20 protein-coding genes and 1 pseudogene are annotated in these 20120 nt (G+C 34.6%); 12 read left to right on the forward strand and 9 right to left on the reverse strand.

From position 1 onward, the window contains the following. The first annotated feature begins 9 nt into the window (after positions 1–9). The 6 genes and pseudogenes from F1847_RS07940 (at position 10) to F1847_RS07965 (ending at position 2896) form a co-directional block, all read left to right on the forward strand. Complete coding sequence (locus tag F1847_RS07940; RefSeq protein WP_150072519.1) at positions 10–429, forward strand: ACT domain-containing protein; 420 nt, start codon at positions 10–12, stop codon at positions 427–429. Positions 430–457: 28 nt separating this feature from the next. Then, positions 458–1762: a phenylacetate--CoA ligase family protein gene (locus F1847_RS07945; RefSeq protein ID WP_150072520.1), complete on the forward strand. Its 1305-nt coding sequence runs from the start codon at positions 458–460 to the stop codon at positions 1760–1762. A 14-nt stretch (positions 1763–1776) separates the two neighbouring features. Beyond that, a complete protein-coding gene (locus F1847_RS07950) occupies positions 1777–2208 on the forward strand; it encodes an ACT domain-containing protein (protein WP_150072521.1) in 432 nt (143 codons plus the stop codon). A 55-nt stretch (positions 2209–2263) separates the two neighbouring features. Next, a complete protein-coding gene (locus tag F1847_RS07955) occupies positions 2264–2614 on the forward strand; it encodes a hypothetical protein (protein WP_150072522.1) in 351 nt (116 codons plus the stop codon). Further along, positions 2590–2646 (forward strand): annotated as a pseudogene (locus tag F1847_RS09570) (hypothetical protein); the annotation flags it as partial. The gene F1847_RS07955 and the pseudogene F1847_RS09570, both read left to right, overlap by 25 nt. A 7-nt stretch (positions 2647–2653) precedes the next feature. Next, a complete protein-coding gene (locus F1847_RS07965; protein WP_150072524.1) occupies positions 2654–2896 on the forward strand; it encodes a transposase in 243 nt (80 codons plus the stop codon). Between the two features lie 70 nt (positions 2897–2966). On the opposite strand, the gene F1847_RS09430 is transcribed toward F1847_RS07965, so the two are convergent. From F1847_RS09430 to F1847_RS07995, 6 genes are all read right to left on the reverse strand, one after another. Next, on the reverse strand, positions 2967–4994 hold the full coding sequence (locus F1847_RS09430; RefSeq protein ID WP_255449524.1) for a PEP/pyruvate-binding domain-containing protein: 2028 nt from the start codon (positions 4992–4994) through the stop codon (positions 2967–2969). A gap of 13 nt (positions 4995–5007) precedes the next feature. After that, on the reverse strand, positions 5008–5538 hold the full coding sequence (locus F1847_RS09435; RefSeq protein WP_150072526.1) for a PEP/pyruvate-binding domain-containing protein: 531 nt from the start codon (positions 5536–5538) through the stop codon (positions 5008–5010). A 65-nt stretch (positions 5539–5603) separates the two neighbouring features. Beyond that, the gene (locus F1847_RS07980; protein ID WP_150072527.1) at positions 5604–6395 is read right to left on the reverse strand and encodes a universal stress protein; all 792 of its coding nucleotides are present in this window, start codon (positions 6393–6395) and stop codon (positions 5604–5606) included. 3 nt (positions 6396–6398) lie between these two features. Next, positions 6399–7139 carry a hypothetical protein gene (locus F1847_RS07985; protein WP_150072528.1) on the reverse strand — a complete coding sequence of 247 codons (741 nt, stop codon included), beginning with the start codon at positions 7137–7139 and terminating at the stop codon, positions 6399–6401. A gap of 2 nt (positions 7140–7141) precedes the next feature. Then, positions 7142–8401, reverse strand: a complete 1260-nt coding sequence (locus F1847_RS07990) for a sulfite exporter TauE/SafE family protein (protein WP_150072529.1) — start codon at positions 8399–8401, stop codon at positions 7142–7144. Positions 8402–8538: 137 nt separating this feature from the next. Continuing rightward, the gene (locus F1847_RS07995) at positions 8539–9027 is read right to left on the reverse strand and encodes a hypothetical protein (RefSeq protein ID WP_168194304.1); all 489 of its coding nucleotides are present in this window, start codon (positions 9025–9027) and stop codon (positions 8539–8541) included. Positions 9028–9831: 804 nt separating this feature from the next. Here F1847_RS07995 and F1847_RS08000 point away from each other — a divergent pair. The 6 genes from F1847_RS08000 to F1847_RS08025 are packed head-to-tail and all read left to right on the forward strand — an operon-like array spanning position 9832 to position 16500. After that, complete coding sequence (locus F1847_RS08000; protein ID WP_150072531.1) at positions 9832–11181, forward strand: sigma-54-dependent Fis family transcriptional regulator; 1350 nt, start codon at positions 9832–9834, stop codon at positions 11179–11181. 1 nt (position 11182) lies between these two features. Then, positions 11183–11497, forward strand: a complete 315-nt coding sequence (locus F1847_RS08005; protein WP_150072532.1) for a NifB/NifX family molybdenum-iron cluster-binding protein — start codon at positions 11183–11185, stop codon at positions 11495–11497. After that, positions 11494–13206, forward strand: a complete 1713-nt coding sequence (locus tag F1847_RS08010; RefSeq protein WP_150072533.1) for a PAS domain-containing sensor histidine kinase — start codon at positions 11494–11496, stop codon at positions 13204–13206. The genes F1847_RS08005 and F1847_RS08010 overlap by 4 nt, the downstream gene beginning before the upstream one ends. Continuing rightward, entirely contained in the window at positions 13203–13583 is a 381-nt protein-coding gene (locus tag F1847_RS08015) for a response regulator (RefSeq protein WP_150072534.1), read from the forward strand. The genes F1847_RS08010 and F1847_RS08015 overlap by 4 nt, the downstream gene beginning before the upstream one ends. A gap of 40 nt (positions 13584–13623) precedes the next feature. Then, a complete protein-coding gene (locus tag F1847_RS08020; protein WP_150072535.1) occupies positions 13624–14001 on the forward strand; it encodes a response regulator in 378 nt (125 codons plus the stop codon). Positions 14002–14007: 6 nt separating this feature from the next. Then, the gene (locus F1847_RS08025; RefSeq protein WP_150072536.1) at positions 14008–16500 is read left to right on the forward strand and encodes a PEP/pyruvate-binding domain-containing protein; all 2493 of its coding nucleotides are present in this window, start codon (positions 14008–14010) and stop codon (positions 16498–16500) included. A gap of 128 nt (positions 16501–16628) precedes the next feature. On the opposite strand, the gene F1847_RS08030 is transcribed toward F1847_RS08025, so the two are convergent. Genes F1847_RS08030 through F1847_RS08040 form a run of 3 tightly spaced genes read right to left on the reverse strand, consistent with a single transcriptional unit; the run spans position 16629 to position 20011 of the window. After that, entirely contained in the window at positions 16629–17393 is a 765-nt protein-coding gene (locus tag F1847_RS08030) for a hypothetical protein (RefSeq protein WP_150072537.1), read from the reverse strand. Then, positions 17356–18414, reverse strand: a complete 1059-nt coding sequence (locus tag F1847_RS08035; protein ID WP_150072538.1) for a glycosyltransferase family 4 protein — start codon at positions 18412–18414, stop codon at positions 17356–17358. Before F1847_RS08035 ends, F1847_RS08030 begins: the two co-directional genes overlap by 38 nt. A gap of 10 nt (positions 18415–18424) precedes the next feature. Further along, on the reverse strand, positions 18425–20011 hold the full coding sequence (locus F1847_RS08040) for a hypothetical protein (protein ID WP_150072539.1): 1587 nt from the start codon (positions 20009–20011) through the stop codon (positions 18425–18427). Between the last annotated feature and the right edge of the window lie 109 nt (positions 20012–20120).

A 20120-nucleotide genomic window follows, 5' to 3' on the forward strand; every position in this document is an offset into this window, starting at 1 on the left:
GAGGTTTTTATGTATAAAGTAGAAATAATCTCTATTTTTGTAGAAAATAAACCTGGTAAGCTTGAAAAAATAACCAAACTACTGGCAGAAGCCCAGATAAACATTCTTGGTTTTTCTATCACCGATGCCAGAGATTTTGGGATTATAAAGTTTTTGGTAGATAAACCTCAAGAGGCTTACGAACTTTTTAAAAACCATGGCTTTGTGGTAGCTTTAAATCCTGCGTTAGGTATAGAGATGAAAGACCAGCCAGGCGGGCTTTATGAAGTAGTAAAGTTTATCTCGTCTAAAGGAATAAATATAGAAAACGCCTTGGTATATGTGGCAGAAAGTAGAGAAAAAGCTTATTTTATCTTTGAGGTAGAAGACTTTGAGGAGGCCCTGAAGAAATTAAAAGATAATGGGTTTAATCTTTTAAAATTAGTTTAAGAAAAAGTCCTTTAAAGGAGGTAAGGTAATGTTTTGGGATCAACGGTTAGAGTGTATGGGAAGGGAAGAATTAAGAGAAATTCAACTTCAAAGACTTAAAGAGGTGGTAAAGAGGGTTTATGAGCGGGTTCCTTTTTACCGTAAAAAGTTTGACGAAGCTGGGATCAAACCAGAAGATATAAGGACTTTGGAAGACATAAAGTATATTCCTTTTACCAGCAAAACAGACATGAGAGAGGCTTATCCTTTTGGTTTGTTTGCTGTCCCCCTTTCTGAGGTGGTTGAAATCCATACGTCAAGTGGTACCACTGGAAAACCGGTAGTAGCAGGATATACGGTTAAAGACTTAACCCTTTGGGCTGAGGTGATGGCTCGGTCTCTTGCTATGATAGGAGTTACTAAAGATGATGTCGTGCAGATAGCCTATGGATATGGGCTCTTTACCGGAGGTTTAGGGTTTCACTATGGTGCTCAGAAGATTGGGGCAACGGTGGTTCCTGCTTCAGCTGGTAACACCAGACGGCAAATAGAGTTGATGAAAGATTTTGGGACCACTTTTATAGCCTGCACCCCTTCTTATGCGCTTTACTTGGCTGAATATGCTAAGGAAGAGATGGGTATAGACCTTTCAACCTTAAAATTAAGGTTAGGAAGTTTTGGGGCTGAAATGTGGACAGAGGAAATGAGAAAAGAGATAGAAAACAGAATGGGTGTTAAAGCTTATAATGTTTATGGATTAACCGAGATCATCGGCCCAGGGGTAGCCCATGAGTGTCCTGCTCAGCAAGGGCTTCACGTGTGGGAAGACCATTTTTATCCAGAAATCATAGACCCTGAGACCGGAGAACCTCTTCCTGAAGGTACTGAGGGGGAACTTGTCTTAACCAGCCTAACCAGAGAAGGTATGCCGATGATAAGGTTTAGAACCAGAGACATCACCACCCTTCATACAGAAAAATGTGCCTGCGGAAGGACTTTGGTTAGGATTGAGCGTATTAAGGGACGGTCTGATGACATGATAAAAGTAAGAGGGGTTATGATCTTTCCTTATCAGATAGAACAGGCTATACTTGAGGTACAAGGAGTAGAACCCCATTACCAAATAGTACTTACCCGTCCACATTATCTTGATGAGGTAGAAGTCCAGGTAGAAATGTCTAAGGAGATTTTCTCTGACGACGTAAAAACCATAGAAAATCTAAGGAAACGTTTAGAAAAGAGGATAGAAGAGACCGTAGGAGTAAGGGTTAAAGTAACCTTGGTTGAGCCCAAATCTATTCCGAGAAGTGAGGGTAAGGCTAAAAGGATTATAGATAAACGCAATCTCAAATAAAAAGGAGGGAAAACATGAAAATCAAACAAATATCTGTTTTTTTAGAGAATAAAAAGGGCAGGCTTTATGAAGCTTTAAAGGCTATAGCAGACCACGGGATTAACATAAGGGCCTTGTCTATAGCCGACACCTCTGAGTTTGGGATACTTAGGATGATAGTCCCTCAGCCTGAAGAGGCTAAAAAGGTTTTGGAAGAAGCAGGTTTTACCACAAAGATAACCAACGTGGTAGCCGTAGGCGTAAAAGATGAGCCTGGAGGTTTAGCAGGGGTGCTTAAGTATCTTTATGACGCAGATATAAACGTAGAGTACCTCTACGCTTTTGTAGAAAAATCTGGAGAAAAGGCTGTAGTAGTTTTAAGGACCAACAATCTGGATAAAACCATATCTATCTTACAAGAAAAAGGAGTACACCTTTTAACCTGGGAGGAAATCAAAGACCTCTAAAATATTTAGGTAGTGTCTCATTAATTGTCTAAAGCCTTGAAGGAAAGGGAAGGGTATGGTAGCTTCCCCAATGCATAATAACCAAAACTACCAGAAAGGAGGGGAAGCTACCGTGAAAGAAAAAACTAAAACTTTAACAAAACAACCTATAGAAGAAATTCTAAACTTTTTTCAGCAAGAAGTCAACAATCTTATTAAAAACCTTTTAGAAAACCTTATGCTTGAAGAAAGAAGGATTTATTTAGAAGAGCAAGAAGATTATGCAAACGGTTTTTATACCAGAGATTTACTTTTCGTGCCTTCCTACTTCCTGAAAGAAGGAGGGCTGAAAAGCATTTCCCGGTTAATAAAGGTGACTGAAGATGAAGTTAAAGAACTTATTTGTCTATTCGTCGAAATGAGGTAGCAAAGGAGCCAGTATATTTAGCTTTAGGGATAAAGCCTGATGGGAGAAGAGAGATACTTGGATTTTGGATATTTGGGTCTGAAGGGAAGGGGGTTAGCAAAGGAGATAAAAAGGAGGATAAAGGTAATAGAAGTATTTCCGGATGAAGGCTCTGTTGAGAGGTTGTTATATTTAATCTTGAAAGAACTGAATGAGAGGTTAAACTCAAGGAAGTTAAGAGGGTTTAATGAAATTGAATTGGGGAACTACCATGCCTTTCCCGGAAAAATTTTTACACAATAAAAGGGACACTATGTTTTTGTGGCTCTTTTAAGGCATGATCATTGGTTTTTTATTATAAAACTATAACAGGTTAATTGATATGAAAAAAATTTGTGTCTAGACCAAGATTACCCCCAAAGAGATGGGTTATATCTTCGTATATTTGTTTTTTGTAAGTATTTGCTAAAGATGGATTTGACATTATCATATCAGCCTGTCTGGTATGCATCAAAAGATAACCAAGCACCTTTAACCTCTGATAAAGGTCTTCTGCTGGATTTTTCTCTATATGCGCAAAAAGTGCATCCAATCTTATTACTGTGTAAAATCCGATTTTTTCAAGTATTTCAGAAATAAACTCTATTCTTAATAATCTTCTTTCTGGGTCAGCTCCTCCTCCTTTATAGTAGAAATAAATATAATTCTCTGAGATAAACTCTCCTATGTAAGCTTCTACTGTGGTATAGTGATAGCCTAATTTCATCCCAAGATGACAAAAGTTTTTTGATACCATTACATAATTTTTCTCTCTAGGCTCAAAAGCTAAAGCTGGGTCCAATTCAGGTCTCATCGTTGACCAGAAGAAAACACTGCCTAAGCCTTTGAAGTCTAAAGGGGGAGGTCCTTCCCAGGGTTTAGCTATCATACCCTCCCAAATAGCTTTCATAGGAATACTCTCGATCTCTTCTAAAGTAATTTTCTTTTTTTTGGGGTCAAAGGTTTCTTTAAAACCATCTTTTAAGTTTATTATCCACCAACTTCCAGGAGTTTTACTAACCAATCTTTTTGCCTTTTTTTCAGTTAAATCTAAATCTATCCCTAACGAAAACATTGCATCTACAGCTTTTTCGTGACAAAATCTGATAATGTCATGAAGGGTTTTACAGTATCGTGGCTTAAAAAAAGGAGAATCTGGGTCGGTAAGGTTCAAAGGAAGAATCAAATCAGTTATCTTTTTAAAGATTTTATAAACAGGACTATGGATCATAAAATTAGACTGTGGAATCTGGGTTTTCAGCAAGCTCTCACAACAGCCTAAATAGATTTTTTTACGAGTACAATCAACCGTAATCAAGGTCTCATTTTTAAGTTTAGTAGTTATGTCTTTTACTCCAAATAAAGAAGGAATTTTAAGTTCTCTTGCCACTATAGCTAAATGGGTAGCAGGATGTCCTTTCTCACAAATCAAGGCACAAGCTTTCTTTAAAAGCGTAGCCCATTTAGGCAAAGGTTCTAAAACCACTAAAACCGCTCCCTCAGGAAAAGTAAGAATGTCAAGGTCTGTCCTAACAATAAAAGCCTTACCACAAGCTACCCCTTTATAAATAGAAATACCACTTTCTGCCAAAACCTCTTTTCCTTCGATTTCAAGACAAATATCTTCCTCGGTTTCTTCTTCATAAAGCAAAAGAGGTCTGCTTTGTAAGATAAACAACCTATCATCTTGGGTTATTCCCCATTCTATTTCCTGAGGACACCCAAAATGTTTTTCTATCTTTAAAATTTGTTCTCGTAGTTTTTTTATTTCTTTTTCCGTAAGGACTGGTTGATTTTCTTGAACCAACCTTTTTTCTATCACCTTTTCGGTGGTTTTACATATCTTATAATAGTCTGCCTCTTGTTTGCCTTGTACGATGTTTTCAGCCAGCCCTTTAGTAGCGTATATTTCTAAACAAGGAGTTTTAGGTTCATAAGGGCTACAGGAAAAGGCTACTCCACTTACTCGAGTATCTACCATCACCATGCATCCCACACACATCACTATATCTTCGTCTCTCAAACCTTTTTGTGTCCGATAAACCACGGCTGAAGCATGATATTTACTGGCTAAAATTTTTTTATATGTATCTAATAATGCCTCTGCAGAAACTTTTAACTGAGTTTTATACTGTCCAGCAAAAGAAAAATGAATAGAATCTTCACCTATAGCGCTAGAACGCATGGCAACCAACACCTCAGGACCATATTTTTCTCTAATCTTTTTATAGTGCCTCATGATTTCTTCTTCTAATTCCTTAGGGATAGAAGCCCTTAGGATAAGCTTTTCTATCCGAGCACAAGTCTTATATAAACTTTCTAAATCCTCTACCCCTTCTAAAAGAGTAAATAAACGGTCTATCTCTCTATCAAGATTATTTTTTTTTTAGAAAATACATCGTAGCAGAAGAAGTAATTACAAAACCTTCTGGTACGTCCAAACCTAATTTATTCTTAATCTCTCCTAAAGTTGCCATCTTTTGCCCAACTAAGTCTATGTCTTTTAGAGTAATCTCTGAAAGGTCTAATACAAAAGATTTCTCTAAAGGATTTTCTTTACGTGAGGCTAAAATTTCCTCAATTTCAGAAGAAAGACGGTTAAAAACCACTTCTAAATCTTTATAACGCCCTCCTGTAAGATTGATTAAAGCCTGAATCATTTTGTAAACATTTACCAATAATGTAGTGCACCTACTTTTTAGATAATTAAGGTTAAAAGGCTTGTTCAAGCTTAAGATTTCTTCAAATTCTGCCATGATTTCTAAGGTTTGATTGTTGGCTAAAATAATCTCGCGAAAAAGCTTATACCGTTTTTTAAACTCTTCTTCTAAACAAAAAGACTGGGGTAGTTTTGAACAGGATGTTTTTCTTTTAAATAAAGAAGTAAACTTGGTTATCAAATTCACCAAGATCTCCTAACACGGCCCTTCTGGGATTTTAAGCACAAACCCAGAAGGACCCAATTTTTAAATTATTTTACCAACACTACTGGAACATTAGAATTTTCTACTACCCTTTCAGCTACACTACCAATCAATATCTTTTCTAAACCTGTTTTACCTTTACATCCCATAATTATAAGATTAACTTCCTTCTGAGAAGAAACTTCCAAAATTTTTTCAAAAGGCTCTCCTTTAACCACTAAAGTTTCCACTTTTACACCCTGATTTTTAGCCTTTTCTTCTACAGTTTTAACACACTCTTCTGCAAAAGAAACCTCATTATCTATTTTAGCTACCGATACTACATAAAGAGCAATATCTAATTTCTTACAAAAATCAACCGTCCAAAAGGCAGCCCTTTGGCTATAAACCGAACCATCGGTGGCAAGAAGCACTTTTTCTAAGGTTAAACAAGCCTCTGCTGGCACCACCGTAACAGGAACGCTTGCCTTACCGATGATGGTTCTGCTAACCCTTCCTAAAGTATGTTTTCTTCCCATCATAAGAAGCGAAATTCCCAGCTCTTCCAGTTTAGATAAAATTATTTCTGAAGGGTCTGAACTGGTTAATACAAAGGTTTCGCAAGAGATACCTTCCTTTTCAGCCTCTGCCTTGATAAATCCTACGGCCTCAAAGGCTTTTCTTTCCAAAACCTCTACTAACTTAGGATAAATTTCCATTAATTCAGGCCCAACGGGTATAACCTCTGCTATGCTTAAGCCATAAACCTTGCTGTTGAAAGTTTTTGCAAATTTTAAACCCAACTTGGCAGCCTTTTCAGACGCCTGAGACCCATCGGTAGCGATAAGTATCTTTTCCATTTTTTATACCTCCTTCTTTTTACCTTTTTTGGTAGAAAGACCAAGACCTTCCATAAGATACATTATCGCAAAACCCCACCAAACAGTATAAAACACATAAAAAACCAAAAGGCCTGCCAAAAGCCCATATTTGGTTTTTACACTTTCAGGAGCAATTCCATAAAAGTTGTAAGCAGGCTCTATAGCCTTAGTAACGACGGTATTAACAATTTGAGCCATTTCTGTCTTTTTTTGTAAAGTAAGTTTTTTATTGATAGCACCCAAACTGTTATGCCACTGTCTAAACATCTTTTTCTCGTCTTCAACCCCATACTTTTGTTTAATAATTTCTCCTTTATTCCAATACATAGCCTCTGAGTCTTCCAAAGCAGAACTTAGGATCTGTCCCAAATCCCCTACTATTCTAATTTTACCGTCTCCTTTATCCTCTACCTGTGCTCCTGCCGTAGTGTAAAGTTTTATATTTAAAGCTATTCTGGATTGAAGTTTTTCCGGTGTATCGTCAGGCTTTTTAAGGTTAATCTCTATATCTAAAATCTCACCTTTAAACTTTTCTACAGTAGGTTTTATCTTAGGTATAAAATAAGCAGAACCTTTGGCTAAGCTGTTAAAAAGATCATCTGCATAGGCTAAAAAGTTTTGGCCTCTACCAAAATAAGGCTGAAACACAATAACCAAAATACCTATAAACACCAAAGTAAAAATTATTCCAAGTGTTAACTCTTTCTTTTTTATAGCTCCCATGGTTATCCCTCCTCTCTTAAAGTTTTGATGTTTTTTAGAAAACTAAATACGACCCAAAAACCAAATAAACCTATAGCTCCCCAGAACAAGATGTTCCCAACAAAAATGATAATATCACAAACATCCTTTGAAATAGTAATCAGGTTTAAAGACCTAAATTTATCAGGTAAAACAGAAACCCTGTTAAAAAATCCTGCCATAATGGTTAAGGCATAAAAAGCCCTTATGGTAATCCCAGGAACTACTTTAGTAGTAAGCGCTCCTATTTGGATACCTATCAAAGAACCTATCAAAAGACCCATGGCCAAGGTATAAAAAACATATCCGTAGATAGCATACTGAGTAAGAGAAGAATATCCTGCGGTAAAAATAATCTGGAAAATGTCTGTTCCGACTGTAGTAGAGGTTGACACACCAAATATATAAACAAACATCGGAAAGGTAACAAAACCACCACCTACACCCATGATGGCTGCCAAAAAGCCTACTACAAAACCACCTGCGATGATAAACCAGGCTGAAATCTGTCTTCCACCGAAGTCTTCATCAAACTTAATTATAGGAGGAATAGGCACCTGCTGGAGCCTTATGGCTAATTTGGTAGTACCGATAGGCCCACTGTGAGCCCCTTGAGAGGCTGAGGTTGCACCAGTCTTTATCTTTCTCCTAGTGCTAAAGTAATCATACATAGCATAAAAGCCTAAAAAACCTAAAATTACCGCATAAATTATACTGATAAAGGCATCGCTAAGCACTGGGTCTTTAGAGTAAAGTAATCTGTTGATATAACCACCGGTGGTAGCACCTATGATAGACCCTATAATGAAAAATAAGGCCAAAGCTACCGATACATTACCTAATTTTTTATGTAACACCGTTCCCATGATAGCTTTAGCAAAGATGTGAAACTGGTCGGTTCCTACTGCCATGATACCTTTCACTCCTGCAGACATAAGGGCTGGAGCAATGATAAAACCTCCTCCTGCACCTATACATCCTGTAATAAGTCCAGCAGCAAACCCTACCACTGTAGACGCCCAAAAAACTATCGGGGTGTAGTGAGAAGGTGCATAAGCCTTTTTACCTCCAAGAATATCAGCCGCCCCTAAAAGGGATGTAACTAAGATTGGAGACAATAACACCAAAAGAAGTAATAACCGTTTTTTGTTTCGAAAAATATTGTCTGCCATTTCCTTTTCCCAACGTGCTTGAGCTACACTTGCAGCCATCATAAACTCGTAAAGCGTTCTTAATTTCCCCATCTTCTCCCCCCTCTTAATTTTTGTTTGAAGTTGTCGTTTTTACCTTTTTATAAAATTACGATTTTTGTTGGTATTACTAAAAGTAATTTTTTACTCTTTATCACATAAATATCACCCCCCAAGTCTTTAAAACAATTCTAATTTTCTTTCTCATTTTTCTCTACCTTTTTCAAAGTTTCTTTTCTTTTTTCTTTAGTTCTCACAAGCTTCCTTCTATCGACAAAGTTTAACGCCCTTAAACTTTTTTGTAGATTTGAAAAAAATCCTTCTTTTTTCTCTTTTTCTGCTGACTTCAACAAAGATTTAAGCCTGTTTTTTAATTGTTTTACCTCTATAGGAAAAAAAATCTCTTCAGTAATTCCTACTTTCATCACTAAGATCGAAGACTTAATATTGTTTTTACAAGTTACGATCATCACCTTTAACCTCTGGTTTACTTTCTTGACCTCATTGATAAACTCAAACAACCATTCATCTGATATTTCACGAGTATCAAGGATTAGCACATCTATTTTTCTAAAATCAACCTCAGATATATCATTAACCTCAACCACCTTAGCCCCCATCTCCAACATAATTCCTTTCATAATTTCTTCTAATTCCTTATCCTCAGTTTTTATAAACACTTGTACATTCTTTAAACTCATATGTTTAATTTTTTATAATATTTTCTAAAAATACTCCATAAATACAAAAGTTGGTATAATTCCTTTAACATCCATAACCTTTTTAACCATAACACTTTTTATCCTCATAAACTTCCTCGCTTTATCAAATTCACCTATCTCGTTAAACATAATAGCTGCCCGGTTGTTCTCCCAAGTATTAATAAACAAGTATTAACAAATCTATGAGTAATTTCTTATTTCTCTTTTACTCCTTTTGGTTTTATTAAATAGTTATCAATAACCGTGCCTAATGCTTTACTCTTTTCAAATTAGATTTCATCACAAGTTTTAAAAACTGAAAACTTTTTAACGTTTTAAAACGTTTCAAAATGTTTCTAAAAATTTAATAATGTTAAATTTTTAAAATATATCTGAAAAATAAAAAATATGATTTAAAACTACAAAGACACTCTCAGTAATATTTCGTGAATCGTATAAAAAGGTTTAAAGAATAAAAAAGCTGGTAGCTTTCTCAAAAGCTAACATACAAAAATTACTGCAGGTTTTCCTTTCCATTTCTTATAAAAAGGTAAGCACAAGAAAGATTTTCCAGTTTTTAGAATGGATCTTTTGATTTATTTAGTTATAATAGGAAGGGTCCTCTTGTTAGGATAAAACTTGAAACAAATCTTTTTTATGGCAATTATTACCTAAGCAGGGTATATATCCGGTTTGTTGTAGGTTGATTTTTGGTAAAAAAATTTTTAAATTCAATTTTTAGATGAAAAAACAAACTTTTATTTTCCAGGTATTATATAAAATATGAAAAGTAAAACCGATGATATTAGTATAGGTCTTAGAGAAATTTTAGAAGCCGTTCCTTATGGGGCTGCGTTTTTAGATGACCGATTAAGGATAGTACGTATAAATTCTCTCTTAGAGGCTTTAACCGGTTATCAATCTGAAGAAGTACAAGGGTTAGAGGTAAATCAGGTTATAAGGATTAATGTGTTTAAAGAGCTACTAAATGAGGTTAAAAAAGGAGAAAGGTTTACGATAGAAGGAGACATCATAGATGTTAATCGAAGAAGATTGCCTGTAAAAATTTTCGGAAAAGTTATTTATCAGGAAGACAAAAGGTGGGTTTTACTGATAATAGAGGACCTTTCTCTGCTAAAAGGAAAAGCAATCTTTTTGCCCCAAACCAGAGAAGACTTAATTTTGGGTAACAGCCCGGCTATTTTAAAAATAAAGGATATGCTGCCTGTTTTTGCTGCGTCTGATGCTACTCTTTTGATAGAAGGAGAAACCGGCACAGGAAAAGATTTGTTAGCTGAGGTAATACACAAACTTTCTCCCAGAGCAGACCATCCTTTTATCAAGGTAAACTGTGGAGCCCTTCCAGAGACCCTTTTAGAATCAGAGCTTTTTGGTCATGTAAAAGGGGCTTTTACAGGAGCTAACACTGACAAACCAGGAATGATTAAATTAGCCAACGGTGGAACCCTTTTTCTTACCGAAATAGGAGACTTACCATTGACCCTTCAAGTAAAGCTACTGACTTTTTTAGACGATAAAGAGTTTTATCCCCTTGGTAGTTCCAAAAAGATAAAAGTAGACATAAGGGTTATAGTAGCTACCAATAAAAACCTAAGGCAGATGGTTAAAGAGGGAAAGTTTAGGGAAGACTTATTTTATAGATTAAACGTTCTAAAAATACAACTTCCTCCACTTAGAGAAAGAGGGGAGGATATTCTAATTCTGGCCGACTATTTTTTAAGGGAATTTAGCGAAAAGGCCCATAAAAAAATTAAGGGATTTTCTGAACAGGCTTTAAAGGTGCTTAAATCTTACAAATACCCTGGGAATATAAGAGAGTTGAGAAACATAGTAGAATATGCCGTGCATGTCTGTCCAGATGGATTGATAACAGAAAAGCACCTTCCAGATTATTTATGGCATAGCCTAAAAGAAGAGACAGAACAACCGCAGAAACCAGTCTCAGATTTTAAGAATAACAAGGAAGAGAATTTTAATTGGTCTGAATTTGAAAAACAAAGAATTATAGAAGCTTTGATAAGCTGTGGAGGTAAAAAAAGTGAAGCAGCTAAAAAACTGTGTTGGTCAAGAAGCACTCTTTGGAGAAAATTAAAAAAATATGGGTTAGAATAAGATGAAAATATTAATAACGGTAGAAAAGGACAAGGTAGCCCCAAGGTTTGACCTTACAAGGGAGGTACTTATTGCTGAAAACAAAGGAGAAAAAGTAAGGACTGTTATCCTTCCTCGTTCCTCAGCCGAGGAGCTTTGTAGTTTTATTTTAGCAGAAAACGTAGATTTGGTGGTTTGTGGAGGAATAGAAGAAACTTACTACCAGTATTTGTTGTGGAAAAAAATTAAAGTAATAGACAGGGTTATAGGCCCGGTAAAGGAGGTGCTAAAAAAGGCGATTCAACACCAATTGAAGGAAGGAGAAATCATAAAGTGAATAGGTTAGAATTAAAAAACTTAGGGCTCCGGTTTAAAAATTTTCAGACTATTTTTACGTTGCTTTTTTTACTCCTTTCTCTAACCCCAATTTTTCTTTTAACCATGGTAAGTTATTATAAATATAAAAGTCTAATTCAAGAAGATTCTTTAAAACAAGCCCATCTTTATACCTATAACGTTAAGCAAACCATCGAATCCTACTTAGCTCAACTTAAAAATACTATAGTCTTAATTGCTGAGGTTTATTCTTTTGAAGAGCTTTCTAATCAAGACACTTTAGACCATATTTTTGAGCAACTCAAAAAAAAGCATAAAGGTTTGGTAGACTTAAGCGTAATAGGACCTGATGGAATTCAAGTAGCCTATTCAGGTCCGTTTATTAATTTAGTCGGTAAAGACTACAAGAATATACCTTGGTATCAAAAAGTCTTAAGCAAAAAAGTTTATATAAGTGAGGTAGTATTAGGCTATAGAAACATCCCTCATTTTATCATAGCTGTTAGCCAAAATATAAAAGGGAAACAGAAGTACTGGGTTTTAAGGGCAAGCATCGATAAAGAAACTTTAAATTGGTTTTTATGTAATATTAAAACCGATGAAGTTTATAATGCCTTTCTGCTAAACGAAAAAAAGGAAGTACAAAGTTCTATTTTAGACTTAAAATTTAACCAGGGCTATATTAATATAGAGGATTTCCCTTACAATGAAAAAGAGGTGGTAGTACAAGAGCTAAAAATTGAGAACAAATATTTAATAAGGTCTATAGTAAACATCCAAGAGACCCCATGGTTCTTAGTAATAGATCGATATAACTATCAACACAAATCATCTTGGAATCTTTTTTTACAGGCCCTTTTAGCTATCTGTACGCTTAACATTTTGATTTTAATTCCGGTAAGTATTTACCTTGGAATATGGATAACTAAAATGATTAAAAAATTTGAAAACGAAAGGGAAGCTGCCTTAATCAAGGCTGAGCATGCCAATAGATTAGCCTCTTTAGGAAGACTTTCTGCAGGAGTAGCCCATGAAATAAACAATCCTTTGGCTATTATTAACGAAAAAGTGGGTCTTATCAAAGATTTAGTAAATAAAGTAGGGGAAATACCTTATAAGAACAAACTTTTAAAACAAATAGAGGGAATAGAAAAAGCAGTAGAAAGGGCTAAATCTATTATCTATCGCTTGCTTGGTTTTGCAAGAAAAATGTCCCACAAATTAGATTTGGTAAATCTAAACGAGGTAATAAATGAGTGTCTGAGTTTTTTAGAAAAAGAAGCAAGTTATCATAATATCCGTTTTGAAAAAGAGTTGCAACCTGATTTATCCCCTATATTAGCAGATTGTGGACAAATGCAGCAGGTACTTTTTAACCTGATAAACAATGCTATAGACGCCATAGTTGAGGCTAAAAGACAAGAGGGAATAATCAAAATTAAAACTTCTCAACTTGATGAAAATTGGATAGAAATTGTAGTACAAGATAACGGTATAGGTATGCCTCCAGAAAGGGTCAAAAAGATTTTTGAGCCTTTTTTTACTACTAAGTTGGATAAAGAGAAAAAAGGCACAGGACTTGGGTTATTTATTACCTATAAAATTATTAAAAAGTTTGAAGGGACCATTTCTGTAGAAAGTGAAATTAACAAAGGTACTACTTTTAGGATTGTTTTGCCTATAAAGACTGAGGGAGGCGGTTTTTTATGAAGATAAAGCCTAAAGTTTTAATCATAGACGATGAGGTAGACTTTGGTGAAACCTTAGCTGAAAGGCTTGAATTAAGAGATTTTGAGAGCAGGTTTACAGAAAGTATCGAAGAAGCTTTGGCTTTATTAGAACAAAACTGGATACCAGATATTATCTTGTTAGACCTAAAAATGCCTAAAATAGACGGAATTAAAGGGATAGAAATTTTAAGAAAAGTCGCTCCCTATGCTTCTATATTAATGATTACAGGACATGGCTCGGTTAGTGTAGCAATAGAAAGTATGAAAAAAGGGATTTGTGATTACTTATTTAAACCTATTGAACTCGAAGAATTGATATCTAAAATTAACGAATGTTTAAAAAATAAAAAAGATTAAAAAATAAAGAAAACACATAATCCAAAAGTGAGGTCTTCCCATGGAAGAAAAAATATCGTTACTAATCATCGATGACGAAGAAGATTTTTTAGACATTATGTTTAAAAGACTTTCTAAAAGAGGGTTTACCGTATTTACTTCAATAAGTTGTAATAACGGGTTGGAGGTGTTAAAACAAAATCAAGTAGATGTAATCGTTCTTGATGTTTTAATGCCTGACAAAGACGGAATTGAATGCTTAAAAGAGATTAAAAAACTTTATAACATCCCAGTGATTTTACTTACCGGACATGCATCTGCTAAGGTAGGTTTAGAAAGTATAAAATTAGGGGCAAAGGATTACTGTTTAAAACCTATAGATTTAGAGGAATTGATAGAAAAAATTAGGATTGTTTACAGAGATTCTAAAATTCAATAAAATTATATGGACTTTCTAAAAAAACTTTTTCAACATTTTTCTAAAAATAAAGTCTCACAAAATTATAGACAAATACTTAAAGAAAAATACAGTCATTTTAAAAACTTGTTAAACGCTAATAATCAAATTTTAAAAACGATAGCTGAGCTTGAAGAAAAAAAAGCAACCGGTAAGCCTTTTGACAGAAAATATCTTATTTTAAAGACAAATGAAATTTTATCAAATACCGAAAAAATTATCTTCCATCTCAACGCCCTTTCCCAAAACAAATACTCCTCCCTTTATCAAACATACCAGACCTTAAAAGAACAGATAGAAAGTCTTCTTTATCCTAAATTAGAGATTGTCAAAACTGAGTTTGTCTATCCTTTAACCGAAATTACTAGGGCAAACGTCAATTGTGCTGGAAGAAAAATGGCTAATTTAGGAGAGCTAAAAAACGTCTTAAAACTACCTACTCCAGAAGGTTTTGTCCTCACTACTTCAGCCTTTTTATATTTTATAAAACAAAACCGGTTAGAAGAAAAAATAAACTCTCTTCTTGTTAAAGCCTATAATACCGAAGACCTAAAGACTTTAGAAAAACTTTCTTCTGACCTTCAAGCCTTGGTATTAGAATCCAAAGTTCCTGAAAATTTAGAAGCCTTTATCTTTAAAGCTTATGATCGCTTAGTAAAACAAATAGGCTATTTACCTAAATTAGCGGTAAGAAGTAGCGCTGTTTTAGAAGATACAGAACTTACTTTTGGTGGACAGTTTAGTTCCTTCTTAGATGTAACCAAAGAAGAGTTGATCGAAAAATATAAAGAAGTGATAGCCAGCTTGTTTAACACCCATGCGCTTTTTGGATATAGGTCTAAAGGGGTCCCTAAAGATTTCTTAGTAATGGCTGTAGGGTTTTTATGTATGGTTGAAGCAAAGGTAAGTGGAGTAGCTTACTCGATTGATCCTAACAACCCAGCAGGGGATTATCTGCTAATTACTGCGGTAAAGGGAAAAGGGGATGTTTTAGTTTCTGGTTTAACCTCTGCTGAGACTTATTTAGTCCAAAAATCCTCCTTAAAAATTTTAGAAGTTAAAACCTCTAACCATTCTTCCCCTTTATTAACCGAGGAAGAAATCTTTGACTTAGCCGAAAAAACCTTAAAATTAGAGAAACATTTCCAAACCCCCCGAGATATAGAATGGAGTATAGACCAGCAAGGTAAATTATACTTTCTTCAAACAAGACGCTTAAAATTAAACCAAGAACTAAACTGGGAAACAAAGTTAACCTTTAATCCTGAAGGTTACAAAGTTCTTCTTGAAGGTGGGACAATTGCCTCTAAAGGGGTAGGTTATGGAAAAGCTTTCTTGTTAGAAGAAGATAAAAACTTAACTGATTTTAAAAAAGGGGAGGTTTTGATTGTTCGGCACACCAGACCTCAATATGCAGTAGTTATGGAAAAAGCCTCGGCAGTAGTAACCGATATAGGAAGCCCTACAGGGCATATGGCTTCTATTGCGAGAGAATATGGGGTTCCTATGATAGTTAATACAAAAATCGCTACCCAGATTTTAAAACCTGGTCAAGAGATAACCGTTGACGCTATCCATGGAAAGATTTATGAAGGTAAAGTAGAAGAACTTTTAAACGAATACCAAAGGTTAAAAAATTTAGGATTTAAAAACTCTTCTCTTTACCATTCCCTAACTGAATTATTAAAACTCATAACCCCTTTAAACCTCACCCTTCCCTCACACTCTGACTTTAAACTGGAAAACTGTCGAACCATCCACGACATTACCCGTTTTGCCCATGAAATGGCCATGCAAGAATTTTTTAGTCTAGGGGAAACCTATCAAAACAAAGATTTAGAACCCTCGGTTTTGCAAATAGGTTTACCTATCCAAATCTTGATTTTAGACATAGAAGATGGTCTAAAAGACCCTCAAAAAAAACATATCACTTTAGAAGATATACAATCTAAACCTTTGCTTGCTGTGTTAAAGGGTATGTTAAACATAAAATGGCCAGAACCACCTCCTATAGATGCTAAAGGATTTTTAGGTCTGATTTTTACCACCACCATTACCCCTGAAGAAGAACTTTTAGCTATGGGAGAAAAAAGTTTTTGTATCATCACCCAAAATTATCTTAACCTCAGTATTAGAATGGGTTATCACTTTTCTATAATAGAGACTTACATCGGAGAAAACATAAACGATAATTATATAAAATTTTTCTTCAAGGGTGGTGGGGCTGAAGGTTTAAGAAGGTTAAGAAGACTAAAAATTTTTGAAGAAGTCCTTAAAAGATTAGGTTTTTGTGTAAAGATTGAGGAGGATGTGTTAGAAGCAAGATTAACTAAATACGAAGAAAGAGAAATTTTAGAAACCTTAGAGGTTTTAGGCAAGCTAACCGCATATACTAAACAATTAGACGTAGCTCTTTATGCCGACTTAATAACCCAGAAATACATAGAAGATTTTATCAAAGACCATTTACCAAAGCAATAAAATTCTAAACAATTTAACAGTCTTTATAAATAACTTATAACGTTTCTCTCCCATCTAAAAGAAAATTTCTATTTTCTACTCAAAATGGCAAGGAAACTTCTTCTTAAATAGATCTCTCAAAACCTTTTTTAAGAATTTTCTCTTCGAGCTAAATGTTTTATCCTTTTTTCCCTTCTTTTTTCTACCTGTTTTTTAAAAAAACAAAAATCTTCTTCAGTTAACCCAGGAAAAAACCTTTTATATACCTCCCAAATCCTTTTTACTGCATCGTTCATACCTCTCCATTCTAATGTCATAGCAAGGGAGGCCAAATCTCGCAAGCGTTTCTTTTTATCAAGCGGCTTTGAATACACCTTTACCCCATCAAGGTCAAAAATCTTAAAGCCCTCTTCTTCGGTATGATAAAAATTATAAAACTTAGTATCCCTTACAAAAACCCCTTTTTGATGCAGGCTAAACAAAAAAACAACCAAATCATCTAAAAGGTTGGGGTTTTCTGTAAAGGCTTTAAAATTTAAAAAACCCTTTGAAAAAAAAGGAAAAATCACCCCACCATAAAAAGACTCTTTTTTTAAATAAGCCCACTGAGGATTTTTCCAGAAAAGAAAGTAAGGTTCAACCAAAGGAACCTTACATCTTTTTAAGGCTTTTATCACTTTTAAATAGGCTTTAACCCGGTTCTTTTTAAAGAATCTGGGAACAAAAGCCTTGAGAAAAAATTCAGGGTTTTCTGAGGCACCAAAACTTATACTAAAATTTTTATGAGAAGGTGTAGTTTTTGTGTTTTTAAAAGTCAAAGGTACGGTTATAAGCTGGTTTAAAACCTCTTTAGCCTTTTCGTTAAAAAAATAATATTTAAAGGATTCCCAGTTGGGAAATAAGACAGTCCACATAACCATCCCAAGTAAGATGACTAATCGTTTGATAAACCTTTTCAGGGTCGAACCTAAGGACTAAAGCCTTTAAAATCGCCTTTTTAAAAGTCTCTTCTGTCCTTTCTACCACAAACCCGTTTATCCCTTCTCTCACAAACTCGCTTGTTCCATCATAGGGAGTTGTGACAACAGGGGTTCCTGTGGCTAAAGCTTCTAAGGTTGCAAGGGCTCCTGGATCATACAAAGTAGGGAGGGCAAACAAATCAGCCATAGCATAGTATTTTTCTATCTCTTTTACCTTACCTAAATAAACCACCCTTGACGTAGACCTTCCTTCTATACCTATAACCAAAAGTTTAACCCTTTCTGGAAGGTCTGACAAAATTTTAAGTAAAAGGGGTAACCCTTTCCTTTTGGCATCATAACCTACAAAAAGTATTAAAAAATCTTCTTTAGAGAAACCCAATTCTTTTCTAAAAACCTCTTTAAACTTCTTTAGCTCAGGATTAAATCTTTTAAAATCCATTCCTCTATAACAAACTATTGTTTTCTCATATATTTCTGGATAAAACTCCTTCACAAGATCTTTCCCTAAAGAAAAAAGTGAGACCACCTTTTTGGCCTTAGAAAGGGCTTCCTTTTCAAGGCTTAAAAGGATTTTATAACGAAAGCTAAAATTTTTTAAAATCGACCTCTTTTGTTTTTGTAGAAAGGCAACTAATGGGTCACAAAGAATAAAAAGGTCTGAAGGATATGGATAACGGAAAAAGCTTATAAGTCGGTAGTCAGAAAGGTTATCCAAGATTTTTTTTGCCTGATAAATAAACAAAAGCTGTTTTGGAACTGAACCAAAACCTCTCCATCTAACTTTATAAACCTCAAGCTTTTTTAAGATTTCTTCGGGGAAAACTATAGTATGAGCAACCACCCCTACTTTAAATCCTCGCTCTAAAAGTTTTACTACAACCATTCCAGCATGAGACTCTGCCCCTCCAATCCCAAACCCGATTTTAGGTCTTAAGAGAATTAGTTTTTCCATCGATAAAATCTTAAAGGACGTAAACTTTAACGCCTAAAGCTTCTAAGGTTTGTTTTAAAATTAGGGTTTTATCTTTAAAAACCTCCTTTTCTAACACCGCAACCTTATAGCCTTTAGAGGTTATATAGTTTACCACCTCATCAACAGGCTTTTTCCCAAGTTTTACATAAATTTCTTTGCTTTCTATCGCAGGGCACAAAATAAATCCTGTATGGTTTGCTATATAAAAGAGAATCCTTCCTTCTCGGGTAAAAACCAAGTTTTTACAAGCCTTTTCTGAACAGTCTTTTAGTTCTTCATCTGGAATAACCTTAGCTATGTCTAAAGCCACTTGTTTAAGCCACAATTTATCTACCCTTTCTGGCTGAAAAACCTTAAGGCTTGAGAAAAGAACAATATAAACTATAAGTAAAACCCCAACTTTCTTAGAAGATAGCCCAAATCTTTGCTCTAAATAATTTTTAACATTAGCTATTCCTAAGGCAACTATGGGACTTACAAAATAAAGAAGGGGTAACATATATCTTTTTTCCATATACCATTTGGTAAAAGTAAAATACCAAAGCCCTAAGAAATAGCCCACAAAAAGAACTAAAAAATATACGACTAAAGGTTTTTCTTTAATAAAGTTTTTTAGATTTTTAAACCCGGCTAAAAATAAAAGAAAATTTGGGAAATGTAAGGCTGGTATAAACTTATAAAAAAAAGTAGTGCCAAAAGCAACAAGCCAAAGGTTTTGTTTGAGTATATCCCAAAAATAAGGAGAAGGCATAGGGATGTCGAGGTACCTAAAATTTTTTAGAGCCTTGGCAAAGGGTTGTTCAAAAGGGTTTAACCAAGCTACTTTCCCTTTTAGTTCAATCAATAAAAATCCTTTATAAAAGCTTACATACCATATAATGCCTAAAAGCAAGATAAAAGGTATCACAGAAAAACTAAACAAATTAGCCAAAGAGGATTTTTTGTCTTGAGAAAAAATAAGAGAACCTAAAATATATAAAAAAGAAAGGACTATTAAAAATATCCCTTCAACCCTTACCCAAGAGGATAAAACCCAAAAAAGGTTTGCCAAAACAAAAAAGAAAATTCTTCTTTTATCCCAGCTTTGATAACCTTTGATAAACAACCAAACACCCAATAAAACCAAAACGGTAAAAAAAGACTCTCTCATCACCTCTGCAGATTCTTTTATTAGAGTGGGATTTAAGCCATAGACCAGCAAAACCAAATAAAGGATAGGTTTTTCAAAAAACTTTCGCAAAATAAGATAAAGTAAAACTAAGGATAAAGAACTTGAGATTAAAGAAACCACCTTCCCTGCTATTTCCCAATCTTTAAAAAGATAATAAAAGGGAACCATAGCTACGGAGAAAAGGTTTATTTCTTTTATCCTTGAGGAAAGGCCGCAAAGGTCTAAAAGACTTAAATTACCTGTAGCAAGAACCATGGCCTGATAAAGATAAAGAGGTGAATCTCGTTGGATGATAGGGAGGTTAAAAAATTCGATTAATCTTAAAATAAATCCCAAAAATAGAATTATTAATAAAACAAACCTATCCTTTCTTTCCTTGGGAAAAATTCCATCGTTTGCTTTCATGATTAAGCACCTGTAAATTTTTAAACCTCTCTTCCCATTGTTTTAAAATTTCTTTTGGCATAAAAATTCTAACCTTTTTTAGGTTCCCACCTAATTTAATTTGCTCAAT

Origin of the sequence: Thermodesulfobacterium sp. TA1 (assembly GCF_008630935.1) — a bacterium.
In the GTDB taxonomy this organism is placed as follows: domain Bacteria; phylum Desulfobacterota; class Thermodesulfobacteria; order Thermodesulfobacteriales; family Thermodesulfobacteriaceae; genus Thermodesulfobacterium.